A 15,205-nucleotide genomic window follows, 5' to 3' on the forward strand; every position below is an offset into this window, starting at 1 on the left:
TAATTTCCAGTTCTTCACCCGCTAATACTTGACGAATGAAAGTTCAGGGGGTAAACTACTAAATAGTTCAGGGGGTAAACTACTAAATAGTTCAGGGGGTGTACTAATGAAGGACCAAAAAATGGAGGAAGCGGTGGAACTGTTCGCAGAAGTAATGATTCTCGGCAGAAACCGCATAACAAATGAAATACCCGATAATTTATTAAACCAAATTTCTCCGGAACAGGTAGAGCTGCTGGATTTTTTAATGAAATACGGGCCAATGACGTCGACAGAAATCCAGAACAGGATGCTCGTCGGAAAGAGCGCTCTATCCAATCGCCTGAAAAAAATGGAAAACAACGGCTATGTGAAATTTGTGCCGAGCAGTGAAGATCAGCGGGTGAAGTACGTGGAAATTACCGCGGAAGGAAAAACATCTCACGAGCGGCATACCCGTCTCGTAAATGAGTATGTCTCCGATCTGCTTCAGGACATAAACGCAGAGGAAGTAGAGCAGTTTATCCAGACCTTTCACAAAATACGAAGCATACTACAAAAAGGTGGACAGCAAAGATGAAAACAATACTACAGTTTCGCTGGTGGGTAGCTGCATTAATAGTTATTTTCACCGTAGCCCTTACCGTCGTTTCCCCGAGTTTATCCAATTTGGCCGCCGATAAAGAAACGCTGCAAATACCGGAAGAAGAAACGTCTTCTCAGGCTCAAGAAATATTGGACGAAAACGGTGAGGGCGGCAACACCATCAGCGCCGTGATTCAAACAGAAAACGAGGCTGGCGAACAAGAGCAGGAAAACATACAATCACTGATTACTGCCATTGAAGAAGAAAACATTGAAGGGATTTCAGAAGTCACGGACCCCTTTGGCAGTGAGGAAACAGAAGAACAGCTGGTTGCCTCAGAAGAAAATGTTGTTGTTATTCCGATCTCGATAGAAGGGGACAATGATACAGCGGTTAATGCAGCTGAAGAGATTCGTAGTCTTGATGAAGCTTCGAATATGGAGATGTACGTTACCGGGGAGTCGCTTTTAAACCAGCAGGTAAATGAAGCGAGCCAGGAAGGACTCGAGCGTACGGAAGTGATTACAGTAGTGCTGATTCTGGCGCTGTTGTTTGTTGTGTTCCGTGCGGTTATTACTCCATTTGTACCGCTTATTGCTGTCGGTCTTACGTATTTGATCAGCCAGTCGATTATCGCATATTTGGTAGACTGGTTTAACTTTCCGGTCTCCAACTATACGCAGATTTTTCTGGTAGCTGTGCTGTTTGGCATCGGCACCGATTACTGTATTCTTCTGTTGAGCAGGTACCGGGAGGAATTAGCCGCTGGCCTTGACTATAAAAAAGCTATCATAAGGACGTACAAAACAGCCGGTAAAACGATGGTTTACAGTGCGCTCGCCGTGCTTGTCGGCTTTACGGCAATCGGTTTTGCTAACTTCTCCGTCTTTCAGTCCGGCGTTGGGGTGGCGGTCGGCATTGTGGTGTTAACGGGCGTTCTTTGGACGATTCTGCCATTCTTTATGCTGACATTAAAAAAAGCTTTATTTTGGCCGTCGAAGCTGCACAATGGCCATGCTGACAGTAAAATATGGAAATGGCTGAGCCACATCTCTGTGTTCCGTCCGCTGCTTGCTATTCTAATTGTAGCTGTCGTTACGGTGCCGCTATTGTTAACATTTGATAATTCGCGGTCTTACGACACGATTGATGAAATTGACCAGGACACGGAAGAAGTTACGGGCCTTAACTTAATTGAAGAAGGTCTTGGCTCCGGGCAGGCGCTTCCAATGCAGATCGTCATCGAATCGGACGACTCGGTGATGGAGTCGGACACGCTTGCGTATGTAGAAGACTTGAGTCGTTCAATCTCCAATCTGGAAGAGGTGGAGGCGGTGCGCAGCGCCACACGCCCGGCAGGAGATATTATTGACGATTTTTATGTAAACAATCAGCTCGAGGAAGTGAGCAATGGCATTAGTGATGCCCGGGATGGCATTGAAGAAACCGAGAGCGGGCTGCAGGAAGTCGAAAATGGCCTTAGCTCCATCCAGGAACAGCTTGGAAGCAATGATACGGAGAATTCGTCTCTGCAGGATGCTGCTGACGGCCTCGGAGAAGTGAATACAGCGCTTGAGCAGGTGAGCACGCAGCTGGCAAACGCTTCTTCCCCGCAGGAAGCAGCAGCAGCTTCAGAGCAGCTGGTCGGCATTAGTCAGCAGCTTACAGAGATTCAAAGCGGGCTTGAAGAAGGCCAGCAGGAGCTTGATCAACAGACGGCAGAGCTCGAGCAGCTAGCCGAAACGCTTGGAACACTCGAAAACGGGGTGTCTGATTCCCGTGACGGGCTGACCGAAATCAGTGACGGCCTTGAAAGTGCTGAAACCTTCACCGGAGAGGTGTCTGAGGCAAATTATGTTGAAGGCACCGGTGTATACCTTCCGGAAGATACCATCGAGAATGAAGACTTCCAGGACGGTGCCTCCAATTACGTATTCGACAATGAAAATGGCATGACCATTGAAGTTGGCTTGAATGCGGATCCTTATTCCAAAGAAGCCATCCAAAGTGCGGAAGAAGTCAAAGAGGTTGTGGAAATGAATACGCAGGGCACGCCGCTTGAAGATACGACGATCGAATATGGAGGCGTGCCGAGTGTGAACAGCGACCTACAGTCGGTCAGCTCCAGTGATTTTGACCGGACGGTATTGATCGTTCTTGTCGGTATTTTTGCGATACTCATTATTTTGCTTCGTAATATTATTCAGCCGCTTTATATTATCGGCGGACTCGTGCTCGCATACTTTACAGCGATGGCTGTGACAGAACTGATTTTTGTAAATGGGCTTGGATATCCGGGCATCGCCTGGCCGGTACCATTCTTCGGATTTGTTATGCTTGTAGCGCTCGGGGTGGATTATTCCATCTTCCTGCTAAGCAGGTACAATGAAGAAGCTAAAGCCGGTATACGTACAGGGATGCAGACGGCAATGATCAAGATGGGCACGGTGATCATTACAGCAGCGATCATTCTGTCAGGAACGTTTGCAGCAATGCTTCCTTCGGGAGTGCTTACTCTCCTTGAGGTAGCAACGGTTGTCATTACCGGACTGCTGCTGTTTGGGCTTATCGTGCTGCCATTATTAATTCCGGCATTAATCAGCTTTAACTCCGAAGAAAAAAATCCAAAGAAAAAACAAAAGCAACAGGAGCGATAAAAAAGAAACTCTGCCTTTCATGGGGCAGAGTTTTTTGCGCTATAAGGTATGCCGAAAAACGTAGCTTGAGGCGTGATAACCAAGACGTTCATAAAAGCGATGGGCGTCTTCGCGCTGCAGGCCGGAGGAGAGAATTACTTCTGTGCATCCGTGATTCTCTGCGTGTTGATGAATAGCCCGGAGAAGTCTCTCGCCGTGACCATTGGAGCGTGCGTGCTCTGCCGTCACAAGTTCATGAACCCAGGCGTGTTTCCCCCAGGCGAGACTTTCCAAAAGCTCCACTCCGGATACTGAGACTACCACGCCATCTTCTTTTAAGGCGAGCAGCTGGTATGAAGGATGACGGGAGAGGTAATCGTGGAAGGCTTCCCAGCTGAGAGAAGGACGCAGGGTTTGAATAATTTCATATGCTTTTTTGTAATCGGACCGTTTATTTAAAAATGTAGTAGTCATAGTCATAGATGGGATGTCCTTTCCGTACGAAAATAAGGCCCGGAAGGCCGGGCCTTATTACGTAGTGATAATTATGCATGCTGTTCGAGATTTTTTCTTACTTCTTCCGCAGCACGGACCATGTTTTTAAGAGCTTCAATCGTTTCCGGCACATCACGTGTTTTGAGTCCGCAGTCCGGATTTACCCAAAACAGGCTGCTCGGAAGCACGCGCAGGGCTCGGTCAATCATTTGAGTCATTTCTTCCACGTCCGGCACACGCGGGCTGTGAATGTCATAAACACCAAGGCCGATGCCTTTGTCATAAACAGCTGTTTCAAATGTTTCAATAAGTTCCCCGTGGCTCCGGGAAGTTTCAATCGAGATGACGTCGGCATCGAGCGCGCGGATCGACTCAATCATATCCTGAAACTCACTATAGCACATGTGTGTATGAATCTGGGTGGTGTCTTTGACAGAAGAAGTAGAAAGGCGGAAGGCGTGAACGGTCCATTCCAAGTACTCGTCCCATTCTGCCCGTTTTAACGGCAGTCCTTCGCGAATAGCGGGTTCGTCCACCTGGATCATTTCAATGCCTTCGTTTTCAAGCGCGAGCACCTCATCATTCAGGGCTCGTGCAATTTGAAAGGCTACTTCTTTTTTCGGAATGTCATTGCGTTCAAAGCTCCAGTTCAGAATCGTTACCGGGCCGGTAAGCATTCCCTTCATCGGCTTTTCGGTCAGCGTTTGGGCGTATTTGGTTTCTTTTACGGTCATTGGTTCTTTAAACTCGACATTCCCGTAAATGACCGGCGGTTTGACACATCGTGAACCATAGGATTGTACCCAGCCGTTGGAGGTGAAAGCGAAGCCGCCTAATTTTTCCCCAAAGAACTCTACCATATCTGTACGTTCAAACTCTCCATGCACAAGAACGTCGAGTCCGATCTCTTCCTGAATATCGACCCATTCCTGCATTTTATTTTGAATGTACGTTTCGTATTCTTCTGCGGAAATTTCACCTTTTCTCATCCGCCGGCGTTCGACCCGGACCTCACGTGTCTGCGGAAAGCTTCCGATAGTAGTGGTAGGAAGCTTTGGGAGCTGAAACTTTTCCTGCTGAAGCGGACTTCTTTCCTCGAATGAAAGCGGCCGGGAGGAAGGAATGTCGCCTGTAGCGTTGCCGGCTGTTTCCTGGCGCCACGGAGCGTTTTTAACACGAGCAAGCTGAGCGGTATTTTCTTCGATTTCTCCTGCCGTGTCTTCCCCGTTTAACGTGCGTGTGACGAGGTCGATTTCTTCGAGCTTTTGATCAGCAAAAGAAAGAGCATCCAGCAAAAGCGGATCAAGCTGCGTTTCGTGTCTGGTCGTCACCGGTGTATGAAGAAGACTGCAGGACGGCTGGATTTCGACATGTTCACTGCCCGTTTCTGCCTGAATATCTTTGGCAAAAGCGACAGTGGCCTTCACGTCTGCTTTCCAAATGTTGCGTCCGTCAATTACCCCTGCGCCCAGTACTTTGCCTGCAGGGAAGCCGTGATTTTGAATGTTTGCCCAGTTGCCTTCCTTACCGTGGACAAAATCAAGGCCGAGACCTGCGATTGGAAGAGAAATAATGTCTTTATAATGAGAAACGCTATCGAAATACGTTTGTACAAACAGGTCTAGTTCAGGTACTTCGCGGTTGAATAACTCATATGCTTTCCGGATTAATGGAATATCTGTTTCGGGAAAGGACTGAACAAATGCCGGCTCATCGATTTGAACGCTTTTCGCTCCTGCGTCCTGCAGCTGCCGCAGTACTTTTTCATAAAGAGGAAGAAGGTCATTAAACAGCTGTTCAAACTGATGGTCTTCATAGCCTTTGGAAAGCTTCAGGAAAGTATAAGGACCGATTAGGTATGGACGTCCTTCAATACCTAATTCAGACGCTGCCTCCTGATAAGCTTTTAACGGGTAGTTATCCACTAGGCGGGGCTTTGCGTTTTGAAGCTCCGGCACAATGTAGTGATAATTGGTGTTAAACCACTTGGTCATTTCACTTGCCGGCGATGCTTTCGTACCGCGGGCTACAGCGAAATATGTAGATAGGGAGGAATAGCCCTCGGAAGCATCAAAGCGCTCCGGCACAAGCCCAAACATCACTGAAGTATCAAGTACGTGATCATACAGCGAGAAATCACCAACGGGGATCGAATCCACACCGCGCTCCTGTTGCTTTTTCAAGAAATCCAATCGGAGTTCTCGGATTTGTTGTTGAAAAGAACCCTTATCCAGCTTTCCTTTCCAGTAGGATTCCAATGCTTTTTTCCATTCACGTTTTTCACCTAACCGTGGGTAGCCCAGGTTGCTGCTTGTCCATGTTGTCATTAAATTATTTTCTCCCTTCCAGTAGTACTCGATTGTCCTCCTATTCTTTATGTGAGAGGCATCCATGTAGCCAAACTATATCTTTTTCTGTGTTAAAGTGTCAAGGTATTTCACAGAATATTTCCACGTTTAATACAGTAAAAGACACTCTCAGCCATTGCTGAGAGTGTCTTTGTTAAATTAGGAGAGTTTATGCTTTGCTTTCTTTTGTGCTGCTTTTGTTTCCACGAACCTCGCGTTTTTCCATCGTATCCGGTCTTGTGTTTTTAAGAAAGAATGAAAGCACAAGGCCGACCACAGCGGCAATTAAAGCTACGAAAAAAGCCACATTAATGCCATGAATTAAGGCGCCGGTCTGGCTTGACACTTCGCCTGCCCGGGCAGCACCAGAAGCGCTCTGGGACATCACGGTAATCAGAACGGCAGTACCAATGGATCCTGCTACCTGGCGGAGCGTATTCGTCATCGCCGTGCCGTGGGCGATTAATGAATTCGGAAGCTGGTTTAGGCCGGCAGTCGTCATTGGCATCATGACCATTGCGACACCGAGCATGCGGAGGGCAAACATAACGGTCAAGAAGACGATGGATGAGTCTTGCGTTAAAAACATATACGGAATGGTGCCGATTGTTAACAGGGAGAGGCCAGTGATAGCGAGGCCTCGGCCCCCGACTTTATCAAAAATGCGCCCGGTAATAGGACTCATCAGCCCCATTAAAAGAGCACCCGGCAGAAGCATCAGGCCGGAATCAAGGGCGGAAAAACCACGTGCGTTCTGAACATACAGCGGGATGAGAGTCTGGGAGCCGACCATGGAAACAAAACAGGCCATGGCTACGACCACTGTCAACGTAAAGATAGGGTTTTTCAGCACACGGAACTCAAGTATAGGGCGTTCCACATGAAGCTGTCTCCAAATGAACAAGAACAAGGCAACTGAGCCTATCGCAAGCGTAGTTAATACGGTGGCACTTCCCCAGCCGGTGTTTCCGGCAGCGCTGAATCCATACAAAAGGCCGCCGAATCCGGCAGTCGAGAGCATAATCGATAGTAAATCGAGCTTTGGATGCTTAAGCTCCGTTACATTTTTCAGCAAAAAGTACGCTAAAATAATGTCAACAATGGCGATCGGAAGAATAATGTAAAACAACGTGTTCCAGGAATATGAATCCACGACCCAGCCGGAAAGAGTAGGGCCGAATGCCGGTGCAAATGCAATGGCGAGTCCGGCAAGCCCCATAGCCTGGCCGCGCTGGGAAATAGGGAACATGGTCATAATAGATGTCTGCATTAACGGAATCATAATACCGGCACCAACGCCCTGAATTACCCTTCCGGCCATGAGCAGGCCGAAGGTTGGGGAGAGGGCTGCGAACAGAGTTCCAAGCGCGAAGGAACACATGGCAAATAAAAATAGCCCGCGGGTAGTAAATTTTTCAATAAGAAAGGCGGTGATTGGAATCATAATGCCATTAACAAGCATAAATACGGTCGTTACCCATTGTGCTGTGTTGGCGCTCACGTTTAAATCGGCCATAATGCTTGGAATGGCCACGGCGAGCAGGGTCTGGTTTAAAATAGCGATAAACGCTCCGGTAAGAAATACCGCTATAATTAAATTTCTTGTTTTAGCAGGTATTTGTGTAGCTGCTTCTTCTGGCATGAGAAGCCCTCCTTCGATGATGTAATACATTTTTCGAGTATAAATTGTCTATAAAACGAAACGGTTTTTAAAGTACTTTTTAGTTTTCGTCAGCATATAATAACGCCAGCCACAGGAAAGATCAAGAAACTTGTTTCAGGACAAACAAATATCTGACTTTTTGTGCTGACGGTTTGAGACTTGGCTGTGAAGATTTAAAAGTCGGTAAAGCAAGAAAACCGCAATAAATGAACGATACCGGTATCCGAAAGCTACTGAATAATCTCCCGCAGAATATTAATATTACTCTGCAGTTCTTCTTTCTTCTCGAGAAAACAAAACAATGATTCCATGACAATTGTTTCAGGTTCGGGTTCGTAAAATTCCTGGTTTAGACGATCTACTGCTTCGACCCACTGCTTTTTTTCATAGGACGGAAAGCGGTAATGAATGAAAGCCCGTACCTGCTGAATGGTCCGATCCCATAAATCCTTTTGATCAATTTCGCCGTAATGACCCTGAAGATTGAAAGGCTCCATATCCTCGCTTGAAAAGACAGAAGCCGAGGACGTCTTGTGTTTGATGATACTTTCAATGTTGGTGACTAACACTTCAGCAAGACGGTCAAAATCAAAATTATGCCGGTCAACCTTTTCAGCAAATGCAATCATTTCTCTGCTCATTCCCTGCATGCATATCGCAAGGTCCCAAACGAAAGGCTCTATATCGGTGCCAAATGCTTCGAGCAGTGTATCCTTATGCCAGTTCACCATAATAAGCTGGCCTTGTTTTAAAAGGGCCTTAATGTCGTCAGACTGTTTGTTGATGGAAGCAGATTGGTAAAGCATCCATACGTATTCCCGGTGCTCCACGAGGCCTTCAATTTCCCTCGACAGCTTGGCAATCAGCTGATCCCGGGGCTGCTTGGACTGCTCGTTACGGGCGTAATTGGCACGATGAATAATATGGTTTAAATTATCCCTTACAATTTGGGCGAGAATGTCTTCTTTAGAATGAAAAATTTTATAAATAGAAGCTTTGGACATCCGGCACGCTTCAGCAATATCCTGTACCGAGGTGTGAAAGAACCCCTGGTTGGAAAACAGCTGCATTGCAGTCTGCTGAATGTATATTTTCTTTTCATCCATGCCCATGCCCCCTTAAAACTATATAGTTTTTTTAGTACCTTTAAGTTTCAATTCATTAATAATAGTAAATTTTCGTTACAAAAGCAACATCTTTGACTATCTTTAAAAAAATATTTAAGATAAAGAACGTAAAACTGACTAAAAAGATAGGAATGGGGGATTATAATGGCAGTAACAGTACAGCCCGTTTCCCAGCAGGAAACTGCCGAGAAAGCTTCCAAGAAACTGGGAGCTCCTCAAAATAAGCTGGTTACCGGCGGGTTGATCGTATTTGCTATCTTAACTTTATATCTTGCATTAACCCAGGCGATCGTACAGCCACTTTTGCTTACTATTGGGCTGCTTTTGGGATACACACTATTTCACGCCAGGTTTGGATTTACATCAGCGTTTCGGCGTTTGATGTCTGTCGGTAATGGCCAGGCGCTAAGAGCTCACATGGTAATGCTGGCGGCAGCAGTCACCCTGTTCGCGCCAATTCTTGCTATTGGTTCAACATTTTTTGGAGGGGAAGCTGCCGGCTACGTCAGCCCTGTTGGCGTGAGTGTTGTCGTTGGTTCATTCATGTTTGGGCTGGGAATGCAGCTCGGAGGAGGGTGCGCTTCCGGAACGCTGTATGCAGTAGGCGGCGGTCGGACGAATATGTTCATTACGCTGCTCTTTTTCATTGTTGGCTCTACCGTTGGGGCGTATCATCTTTCGTTCTGGACAGATGAAACACCTTCCTTCGGCGCGATATCGCTGGCAACGTCCACCGGTCTTGGATACACGGGAGCCTGGATAGTATCTTTGCTTATTTTTGCCGCTGTGATCGCAGTGACATTAATTATTGATAAAAAGAAAAACCCGCCGGCAATGGCTACTCTGCCTACAGCGAGCGGCTGGAAACGCATTTTCCGCGGTTCTTGGCCAATGATGATTGCAGCAGTAGTTCTTGCTGTATTAAATGCTTTAACCCTGCTTACACGCGGCCAGCCGTGGGGAATTACCTCGGCGTTTGCACTTTGGGGATCCAAAGCAGCTGAGGCAGTAGGCATCAATGCTTCAGGCTGGGATTATTGGAGCGGGGAAAGTGCGCAGGCTCTGCAGACTACCATATTTGCCGACTCCACTACTGTACTGAACTTTGGCGTAATTTTAGGCGCATTTATTGCTTCAGCAGCAGGCGGTTTGTTTAAGTTTACAAAAGTGACCATCGGCAACGCTTCTGCCTCTATTATCGGCGGCCTTTTGATGGGTTACGGAGCACGGCTCGCTTTTGGATGTAACATCGGTGCTTACTTTGGTGGTATTGCCTCCTTTAGTGTCCACGGCTATGTATGGGCAGTATTTGCGTTAGCCGGTACATTCCTGGCTCTTTTCCTACGGCCGTTGTTCGGTCTTTCTGTACCCAAACCAAAAGATACGTTCTGTTAATACGAAAAAACCTTCCTGGCGTTCAGGAAGGTTTTTTTATGGAAAATGAGCTTTTCATTCAAAAATATTAATTTTTTCTTTGATGGATGTTCGTGGTTTTGCTTTTGGCGTTTTTTCAAAATAGCCAAGCTGCAGCATGCCGACAATAGTTTCTTTCGGTTCGATACCAAGGGACTTCTTGAAACGATCTGAATATATATAATCTCCCGTTTTCCAAATCATACCGATATTTTGCTCCCAGCTTAACAGCTGAAAGTTTTGAATAAGAGTAGAGGCCGCGCCAAAATCCTCTTCCCATTTTTCCGTTTTTTCCTCTGCCTGGTTGACGACAAGCAGGGCCCCGGGGAGCTCGGAAATTTGGGCCCGCACTTTTTCGGGTTTTTTTGAACCTTCGTGCTCCTGGTAATCGGCGAGAGCCTCTGCAAGTTTTTCTGTACCGCTGCCAAGAAAAAGCAGAAAGCGCCACGGCTCACGTATGCCATGGTCAGGCGCCCATTTGGAAACTTCAAGTAATTCAAGAATTGTTTGTTTATCTACCGGCTGCTCTGTAAACTTTTTAATGCTACGCCGGGATTGAATGGTTTGTGCAAGTGGGGTGCTGGCTATATCGGTCATAAGAGGTGCCTCCTAAGTTGAAAATGATTATCATTTACTATTTTAACATATAGACGAATTAATAGAAGAGCCTGAGCTGGCTCATTTGAATATATACGACGGTGTATTATTTGGTACTTACACCTAGGGGCGGAGGTCTTCACTATGAAGTAGAGGATTATTATGCAGAAATGGAAGAAATACAGTTAAAAGGTTTGCAGGCAGCACTGTTCGGCTCGTGCGACTTCATGTATCTAAAATATGGGCGGGCCCTCGACTTGATAGAGGGCCGGTTCCAAAAGCATGGAGCGCAGATAGTAGCTGCGCCGCTGAAAGTGGAAATTGATCCGAGAGAGGAAGAAGCCAGGGCGGCCCGTAAACTTGTAGATGCGTTACTGCAGAAAAAGAAAGTGAAAACCAGCGCTATTTCATAAAAAGAAGCATCCAGCGACGACTGGAAGCTTCTTTAGTTACATATACGCATTTGTTTCTAGAAGAACGTCTTGAATAGAAGCCCCGGGGAAGGTTAAATCTGCCCGCGAATCGAGATCTGTATCTTCCTGGTTTACGATAACAAGCCTGGCTCCGTTCTCTTTTGCTTCCATTGGAAACAGGGAAGCAGGTGCTACCTGGAGGCTTGACCCGAGCACGATAAATAAATCACAGGACGAGGTAGCCTCCTGCGCTTGTTGAATATCATGTTCCGGCAGCATTTCACCAAACAGGACAATACCTGGCCGCAGTTTGCCGCCGCAATTCGGACAAAGAGAAGATCTGTTTAAAAAATCCTCCTGCGCTGCCGGCCGGCCGCAAATGTGACAATGGATCTCCCGCAGGCTGCCGTGCAAAGCAGAAACATGTTGCTGGCCGGCCGCCTGGTGAAAACCATCTACGTTTTGGGTTATGACATGCTGCAGGATGCCCTGCTGTTCCCAATGGGCTAAAACTTCGTGGCCTTTATTTGGAGATGCTTCGAGTAAGGACTGCAGGCGCCATTGGTAGAAGCTTGTGAATGCTTCATTTTGGTGTTCAAGGGCTTCGACCGTGGCTAACTGCTTTGGGTCATAATTGCTCCAAAGTCCCGAAGATGAACGGAAATCCGGGAGCCCGCTATCCGTAGACATTCCCGCGCCGGTCATTACAACACTGTAATTGGATGCTTGAAGCCATTCTGCCAGCTGTCTGCTCAACTTAATCCTCCTAACGTCTGCTCATTGATTACTGCTGTAATTCAATACCCGTCTTTACCCACTGCTTACACCAATAAAAGGGGAGGTGTCTGCGGGGAAGTTCGTGATAGAATAAAGGGATAAAAGCATAAAAAAACACCAGCCTGAAAAAGCCTGGTGTATTCGTTATATAAGGAATGGTGCGGATGAGAGGATTCGAACCTCCAAGAGCGTAAGCTCACACGGACCTGAACCGTGCGCGTCTGCCAGTTCCGCCACATCCGCAAGACAAATTCTATTATAACCAGTAGTAGCGAATTGTGCAATAGAAGATTTGCTGTTTTTTTTATAAATATAGTACGATTAAAGCTTAGAAGAAAACAAATAGGAAAGCGAGTCTTTAATTATGGGTGAAAAGAGGGACCAGGAATTTGGGAAGAGACTATATGAAGCCATTATGGTGATACTTGCCATTCTATCTGTAGGCACTATTTGGTACGACACAGAAGTGTCCGGCTATATTATTTGGACCACCTGGGCATTATTCACGCTTGATTATGCTTTCCGATTTTTTCGGGCAGAGCGGAAATGGGAGTTCGTTAAAACACACCCGTTTTTATTAATAGCTATTATACCATTAGATGCGATCTTTCAGTTTGCACGACTGGCAAGAATTATTCATCTGTTCCGGCTCAAAACGATTACTAAATTTTATACAATGCCGCTTATTCGGTATTTAAGCCGTCAGCATCAGTATTATGTCTGGGGCAGTATTTTAATATTATACATCTGTTTCGTGATCTGGGTGTGGGGGATCGAACCTCCGGCAGATTCCCTGTGGACCTCTGCCCTGAGCGTACTCATGGCGCTTGTCATGTTTGGGCGCTCTAACATTGAGCCGGTTACGGCACTTGGTCAGGGAACAATGGTAGTGCTGAGTCTGTTCGGAGTTATTTTATACGGTTTGATTTTAACTTATATATTTGAATACTTTTCCGTCAAGTATTGGAAAAATAAAGTGAAGAAGTGGTTTCCCTTTAATTAAATTTCAGTCTTTCGGATGAAGAGCCCCTCTTGGCCAAGGAGAACAGAAGATATACTGAAAAATAACACAAAATTGTTGCAAACGTGTGACAGGGGAGTATGATAGAAATATATCAAAAGGAGGGATAACATGTGGGCTTTGCATCTAGTTCAGAATATGCGCTTTGTCATTATGGGGCTCTTATCCCTTTCGGCACTCAGCATTTTTGCTTTTCAGTCGGTAGAAATTGTACATGCTTTTCTTGAAACATTCAGGCGCCGCTAGTGAATAATATCCTGCATTAGGAATACCCGGTTTTTGGGTATTCTTTTTTTGTATGTGTGGACGTCCGAAAGCAACAAGAAAAAACCTCTCTCCAAAAAGGAGAGAGGTTTATATATGGCTTAATTAGTTTTTAGTGACGTTTGCAGCTTGTGGGCCGCGGTCGCCTTCTACTATTTCGAATTCTACCGTTTGTCCTTCTTCTAAGGTTTTAAAGCCTTCTTCCTGGATAGCGGAGAAGTGAACGAAAACGTCGTCTGCGCCTTCGCGCTCGATGAAGCCAAAACCTTTTTCTGCGTTAAACCACTTAACTGTACCTTGTTCCATAAAAATAATCCTCCTGCGTGCCCTGTGGCACAAATAATACTTATCTTGCAAACCGCATAGTTCCAAGTTCAGAAGCTAAAACCCTAAGCTTGTTCAAACTAACGGATCAAAATAGTAAATTCATTGTATCATGTCACCCAAATTATAGCAACAAACTTTAATATTTAATTATAAAAAGGGTAGTTTTTTTGAAAAGAAAAAGCTGCTCTCTAATTTAAGAGAGCAGCTGGATATGACTTAATTAGTTTTTAGTGACGTTTGCAGCTTGTGGGCCGCGGTCGCCTTCTACTATTTCGAATTCTACCGTTTGTCCTTCTTCTAAGGTTTTAAAGCCTTCTTCCTGGATAGCGGAGAAGTGAACGAAAACGTCGTCTGCGCCTTCGCGCTCGATGAAGCCAAAACCTTTTTCTGCGTTAAACCACTTAACTGTACCTTGTTCCATAAAAATAATCCTCCTGTGTGCCTTCTGGCACAAATGTTACTTATCTTGCAAACCGCGTATTACCAAGTTCAGAAGCTAAAACCCTAAGCTTGTTCAAACTAACGGATCAAAATAGTGATTTCATCATATCACGGGCTTGAAATAATATCAATACGTTTTCTGTACATATTTTATTACTCTCAATATCAATTGCTGCGCTGCTTGGAACGAACAGCATCTTTAACAGTACCAAAGGTCTGAAAAGCAGAGAAGTCGAAATCCATATCCTTGGATCTTACCGCAAGGCTTGGGGAAACACCGGTAACAATCAGCTCGGTTCCGAGTAGTTTTAAAAGGTCGTTTAAAGTAAAGATGCCTTTCATAATCTCATCATTCAACGTGGAAAGACCCGAAAGATCAACGATGAGCGTTTCTACTTTGGAATGATGTATAGCATCAGTGATGTTCGTAAAAATAATCTTCAGCCGCTGCTCGTCGACGTTACCGATCAGGGGCATGGCATAAACGCTGTCGATAATTGGAACAATAGGGGTAGATAACAGATTAATTTCATTAAAATATTCCAGCGCATCCTGTTCGGCATTCTTTTGTTTTGTAATATCCTTTTGTACCCCGATAAAATAGTATTTATCTTCTTCTGGTTCATATACTGGATCAATGTGAAGCTCGTTCCAAAACTTAGTGCCATCTTTACGGTAGTTAATGATCTCAAGTGAAATTGGTTCGTATAATTTCAATGATTCCCTCATACGTTCAATAGTATGAATGTCGCTTTCCGGCCCCTGCAGAAAACGGCAGTTGTTTCCGAGAACCTCCCCGGCGGAATAGCCGGTTAAATTGCAAAAACCACTGTTCGTATAAATGATTGGATTGTCTTCTATATCCGGGTCTGTAATAATAACTCCGACCCGGGTATGATCGACGGCTGTAAGCAGCAAAGAATTAGTAGGGGTTTTTAACGGGAAGTCTCGGTTCATGAATTGGACCGCTCCTTTATTGTAGAATTATTTTGCAAAGCAAAAAGCGCTCCTGGCGGTTATTTTTACTTAATCTTCAATGATTTTATAATAGCACTTTCCGATGGGCAACTGACGTATTTACTATTTATTCTGAGGCGTGAAAAGTTAATTTCAGAAAA

The 15,205-nt window shown here is 45.6% G+C and carries 15 protein-coding genes and 1 tRNA gene; 6 read left to right on the top strand and 10 right to left on the bottom strand.

What is annotated here, in order from left to right:
* Positions 1-106 precede the first annotated feature (106 nt).
* Both B5066_RS01915 and B5066_RS01920 read left to right on the top strand, forming a co-directional pair.
* The gene (locus B5066_RS01915; protein ID WP_079474270.1) at positions 107-559 is read left to right on the top strand and encodes a MarR family winged helix-turn-helix transcriptional regulator; all 453 of its coding nucleotides are present in this window, start codon (positions 107-109) and stop codon (positions 557-559) included.
* Positions 556-3,222 (top strand): MMPL family transporter, encoded by a 2,667-nt coding sequence (locus tag B5066_RS01920; RefSeq protein WP_079474271.1) that lies wholly within the window; start codon positions 556-558, stop codon positions 3,220-3,222. Before B5066_RS01915 ends, B5066_RS01920 begins: the two co-directional genes overlap by 4 nt.
* Positions 3,223-3,261: 39 nt before the next feature.
* Here B5066_RS01920 and B5066_RS01925 read toward each other — a convergent pair whose 3' ends face one another.
* The 4 genes from B5066_RS01925 to B5066_RS01940 all read right to left on the bottom strand — a co-directional run bounded on the left by B5066_RS01925 (position 3,262) and on the right by B5066_RS01940 (position 8,813).
* Positions 3,262-3,681, bottom strand: a complete 420-nt coding sequence (locus B5066_RS01925; protein WP_079474272.1) for a GNAT family N-acetyltransferase — start codon at positions 3,679-3,681, stop codon at positions 3,262-3,264.
* Between the two features lie 65 nt (positions 3,682-3,746).
* Positions 3,747-6,023 carry a 5-methyltetrahydropteroyltriglutamate--homocysteine S-methyltransferase gene (metE, locus tag B5066_RS01930; RefSeq protein WP_079474273.1) on the bottom strand — a complete coding sequence of 759 codons (2,277 nt, stop codon included), beginning with the start codon at positions 6,021-6,023 and terminating at the stop codon, positions 3,747-3,749.
* Positions 6,024-6,213: 190 nt separating this feature from the next.
* Entirely contained in the window at positions 6,214-7,686 is a 1,473-nt protein-coding gene (locus tag B5066_RS01935; RefSeq protein ID WP_079474274.1) for an MDR family MFS transporter, read from the bottom strand.
* A 251-nt stretch (positions 7,687-7,937) separates the two neighbouring features.
* Complete coding sequence (locus B5066_RS01940) at positions 7,938-8,813, bottom strand: TetR/AcrR family transcriptional regulator (RefSeq protein ID WP_179124012.1); 876 nt, start codon at positions 8,811-8,813, stop codon at positions 7,938-7,940.
* 165 nt (positions 8,814-8,978) lie between these two features.
* Here B5066_RS01940 and B5066_RS01945 point away from each other — a divergent pair, with 165 nt between their 5' ends.
* The gene (locus tag B5066_RS01945; RefSeq protein ID WP_079474276.1) at positions 8,979-10,229 is read left to right on the top strand and encodes a YeeE/YedE family protein; all 1,251 of its coding nucleotides are present in this window, start codon (positions 8,979-8,981) and stop codon (positions 10,227-10,229) included.
* Between the two features lie 54 nt (positions 10,230-10,283).
* Here B5066_RS01945 and B5066_RS01950 read toward each other — a convergent pair whose 3' ends face one another.
* Positions 10,284-10,844, bottom strand: a complete 561-nt coding sequence (locus tag B5066_RS01950) for a nitroreductase family protein (RefSeq protein ID WP_079474277.1) — start codon at positions 10,842-10,844, stop codon at positions 10,284-10,286.
* Between the two features lie 101 nt (positions 10,845-10,945).
* On the opposite strand from B5066_RS01950, the gene B5066_RS01955 reads away from it, so the two are divergent.
* Positions 10,946-11,257: a flavodoxin domain-containing protein gene (locus B5066_RS01955; RefSeq protein WP_342351575.1), complete on the top strand. Its 312-nt coding sequence runs from the start codon at positions 10,946-10,948 to the stop codon at positions 11,255-11,257.
* Positions 11,258-11,293: 36 nt separating this feature from the next.
* On the opposite strand, the gene B5066_RS01960 is transcribed toward B5066_RS01955, so the two are convergent.
* Positions 11,294-12,013, bottom strand: a complete 720-nt coding sequence (locus tag B5066_RS01960) for an NAD-dependent deacylase (RefSeq protein WP_143745380.1) — start codon at positions 12,011-12,013, stop codon at positions 11,294-11,296.
* Between the two features lie 177 nt (positions 12,014-12,190).
* Positions 12,191-12,277, bottom strand: a tRNA-Leu gene (locus B5066_RS01965).
* A 121-nt stretch (positions 12,278-12,398) separates the two neighbouring features.
* Here B5066_RS01965 and B5066_RS01970 point away from each other — a divergent pair.
* Together B5066_RS01970 and B5066_RS16980 are read left to right on the top strand one after the other, a co-directional pair.
* Entirely contained in the window at positions 12,399-13,037 is a 639-nt protein-coding gene (locus B5066_RS01970) for a hypothetical protein (RefSeq protein WP_079474279.1), read from the top strand.
* A gap of 129 nt (positions 13,038-13,166) precedes the next feature.
* Complete coding sequence (locus tag B5066_RS16980; RefSeq protein ID WP_261763931.1) at positions 13,167-13,301, top strand: hypothetical protein; 135 nt, start codon at positions 13,167-13,169, stop codon at positions 13,299-13,301.
* 123 nt (positions 13,302-13,424) lie between these two features.
* Here B5066_RS16980 and B5066_RS01975 read toward each other — a convergent pair whose 3' ends face one another.
* The 3 genes from B5066_RS01975 to ytvA form a co-directional block, all read right to left on the bottom strand.
* Complete coding sequence (locus tag B5066_RS01975; protein ID WP_027847408.1) at positions 13,425-13,625, bottom strand: cold-shock protein; 201 nt, start codon at positions 13,623-13,625, stop codon at positions 13,425-13,427.
* Between the two features lie 241 nt (positions 13,626-13,866).
* Positions 13,867-14,067, bottom strand: a complete 201-nt coding sequence (locus B5066_RS01980) for a cold-shock protein (protein ID WP_027847408.1) — start codon at positions 14,065-14,067, stop codon at positions 13,867-13,869.
* Positions 14,068-14,252: 185 nt separating this feature from the next.
* Positions 14,253-15,044, bottom strand: coding sequence for a YtvA family blue-light photoreceptor (gene ytvA / locus B5066_RS01985; RefSeq protein ID WP_079474280.1), 792 nt, complete (start codon positions 15,042-15,044; stop codon positions 14,253-14,255).
* Positions 15,045-15,205 lie beyond the last annotated feature (161 nt).

It is taken from the genome of Marinococcus halophilus (genome assembly GCF_900166605.1).
Taxonomy (GTDB): Bacteria; Bacillota; Bacilli; order Bacillales; family Marinococcaceae; genus Marinococcus; species Marinococcus halophilus.

Coding starts and splice junctions, on each gene's coding strand:
- metE (WP_079474273.1), bottom strand. CDS start 6,023: ATGACAACATGGACAAGCAGCAACCTGGGCTACCCACGGTTAGGTGAA.
- B5066_RS01935 (WP_079474274.1), bottom strand. CDS start 7,686: ATGCCAGAAGAAGCAGCTACACAAATACCTGCTAAAACAAGAAATTTA.
- B5066_RS01970 (WP_079474279.1), top strand. CDS start 12,399: ATGGGTGAAAAGAGGGACCAGGAATTTGGGAAGAGACTATATGAAGCC.
- B5066_RS01925 (WP_079474272.1), bottom strand. CDS start 3,681: ATGACTATGACTACTACATTTTTAAATAAACGGTCCGATTACAAAAAA.
- B5066_RS01915 (WP_079474270.1), top strand. CDS start 107: ATGAAGGACCAAAAAATGGAGGAAGCGGTGGAACTGTTCGCAGAAGTA.
- B5066_RS01940 (WP_179124012.1), bottom strand. CDS start 8,813: ATGGATGAAAAGAAAATATACATTCAGCAGACTGCAATGCAGCTGTTT.
- B5066_RS01945 (WP_079474276.1), top strand. CDS start 8,979: ATGGCAGTAACAGTACAGCCCGTTTCCCAGCAGGAAACTGCCGAGAAA.
- B5066_RS01950 (WP_079474277.1), bottom strand. CDS start 10,844: ATGACCGATATAGCCAGCACCCCACTTGCACAAACCATTCAATCCCGG.
- B5066_RS01920 (WP_079474271.1), top strand. CDS start 556: ATGAAAACAATACTACAGTTTCGCTGGTGGGTAGCTGCATTAATAGTT.
- ytvA (WP_079474280.1), bottom strand. CDS start 15,044: ATGAACCGAGACTTCCCGTTAAAAACCCCTACTAATTCTTTGCTGCTT.
- B5066_RS16980 (WP_261763931.1), top strand. CDS start 13,167: ATGTGGGCTTTGCATCTAGTTCAGAATATGCGCTTTGTCATTATGGGG.
- B5066_RS01980 (WP_027847408.1), bottom strand. CDS start 14,067: ATGGAACAAGGTACAGTTAAGTGGTTTAACGCAGAAAAAGGTTTTGGC.
- B5066_RS01975 (WP_027847408.1), bottom strand. CDS start 13,625: ATGGAACAAGGTACAGTTAAGTGGTTTAACGCAGAAAAAGGTTTTGGC.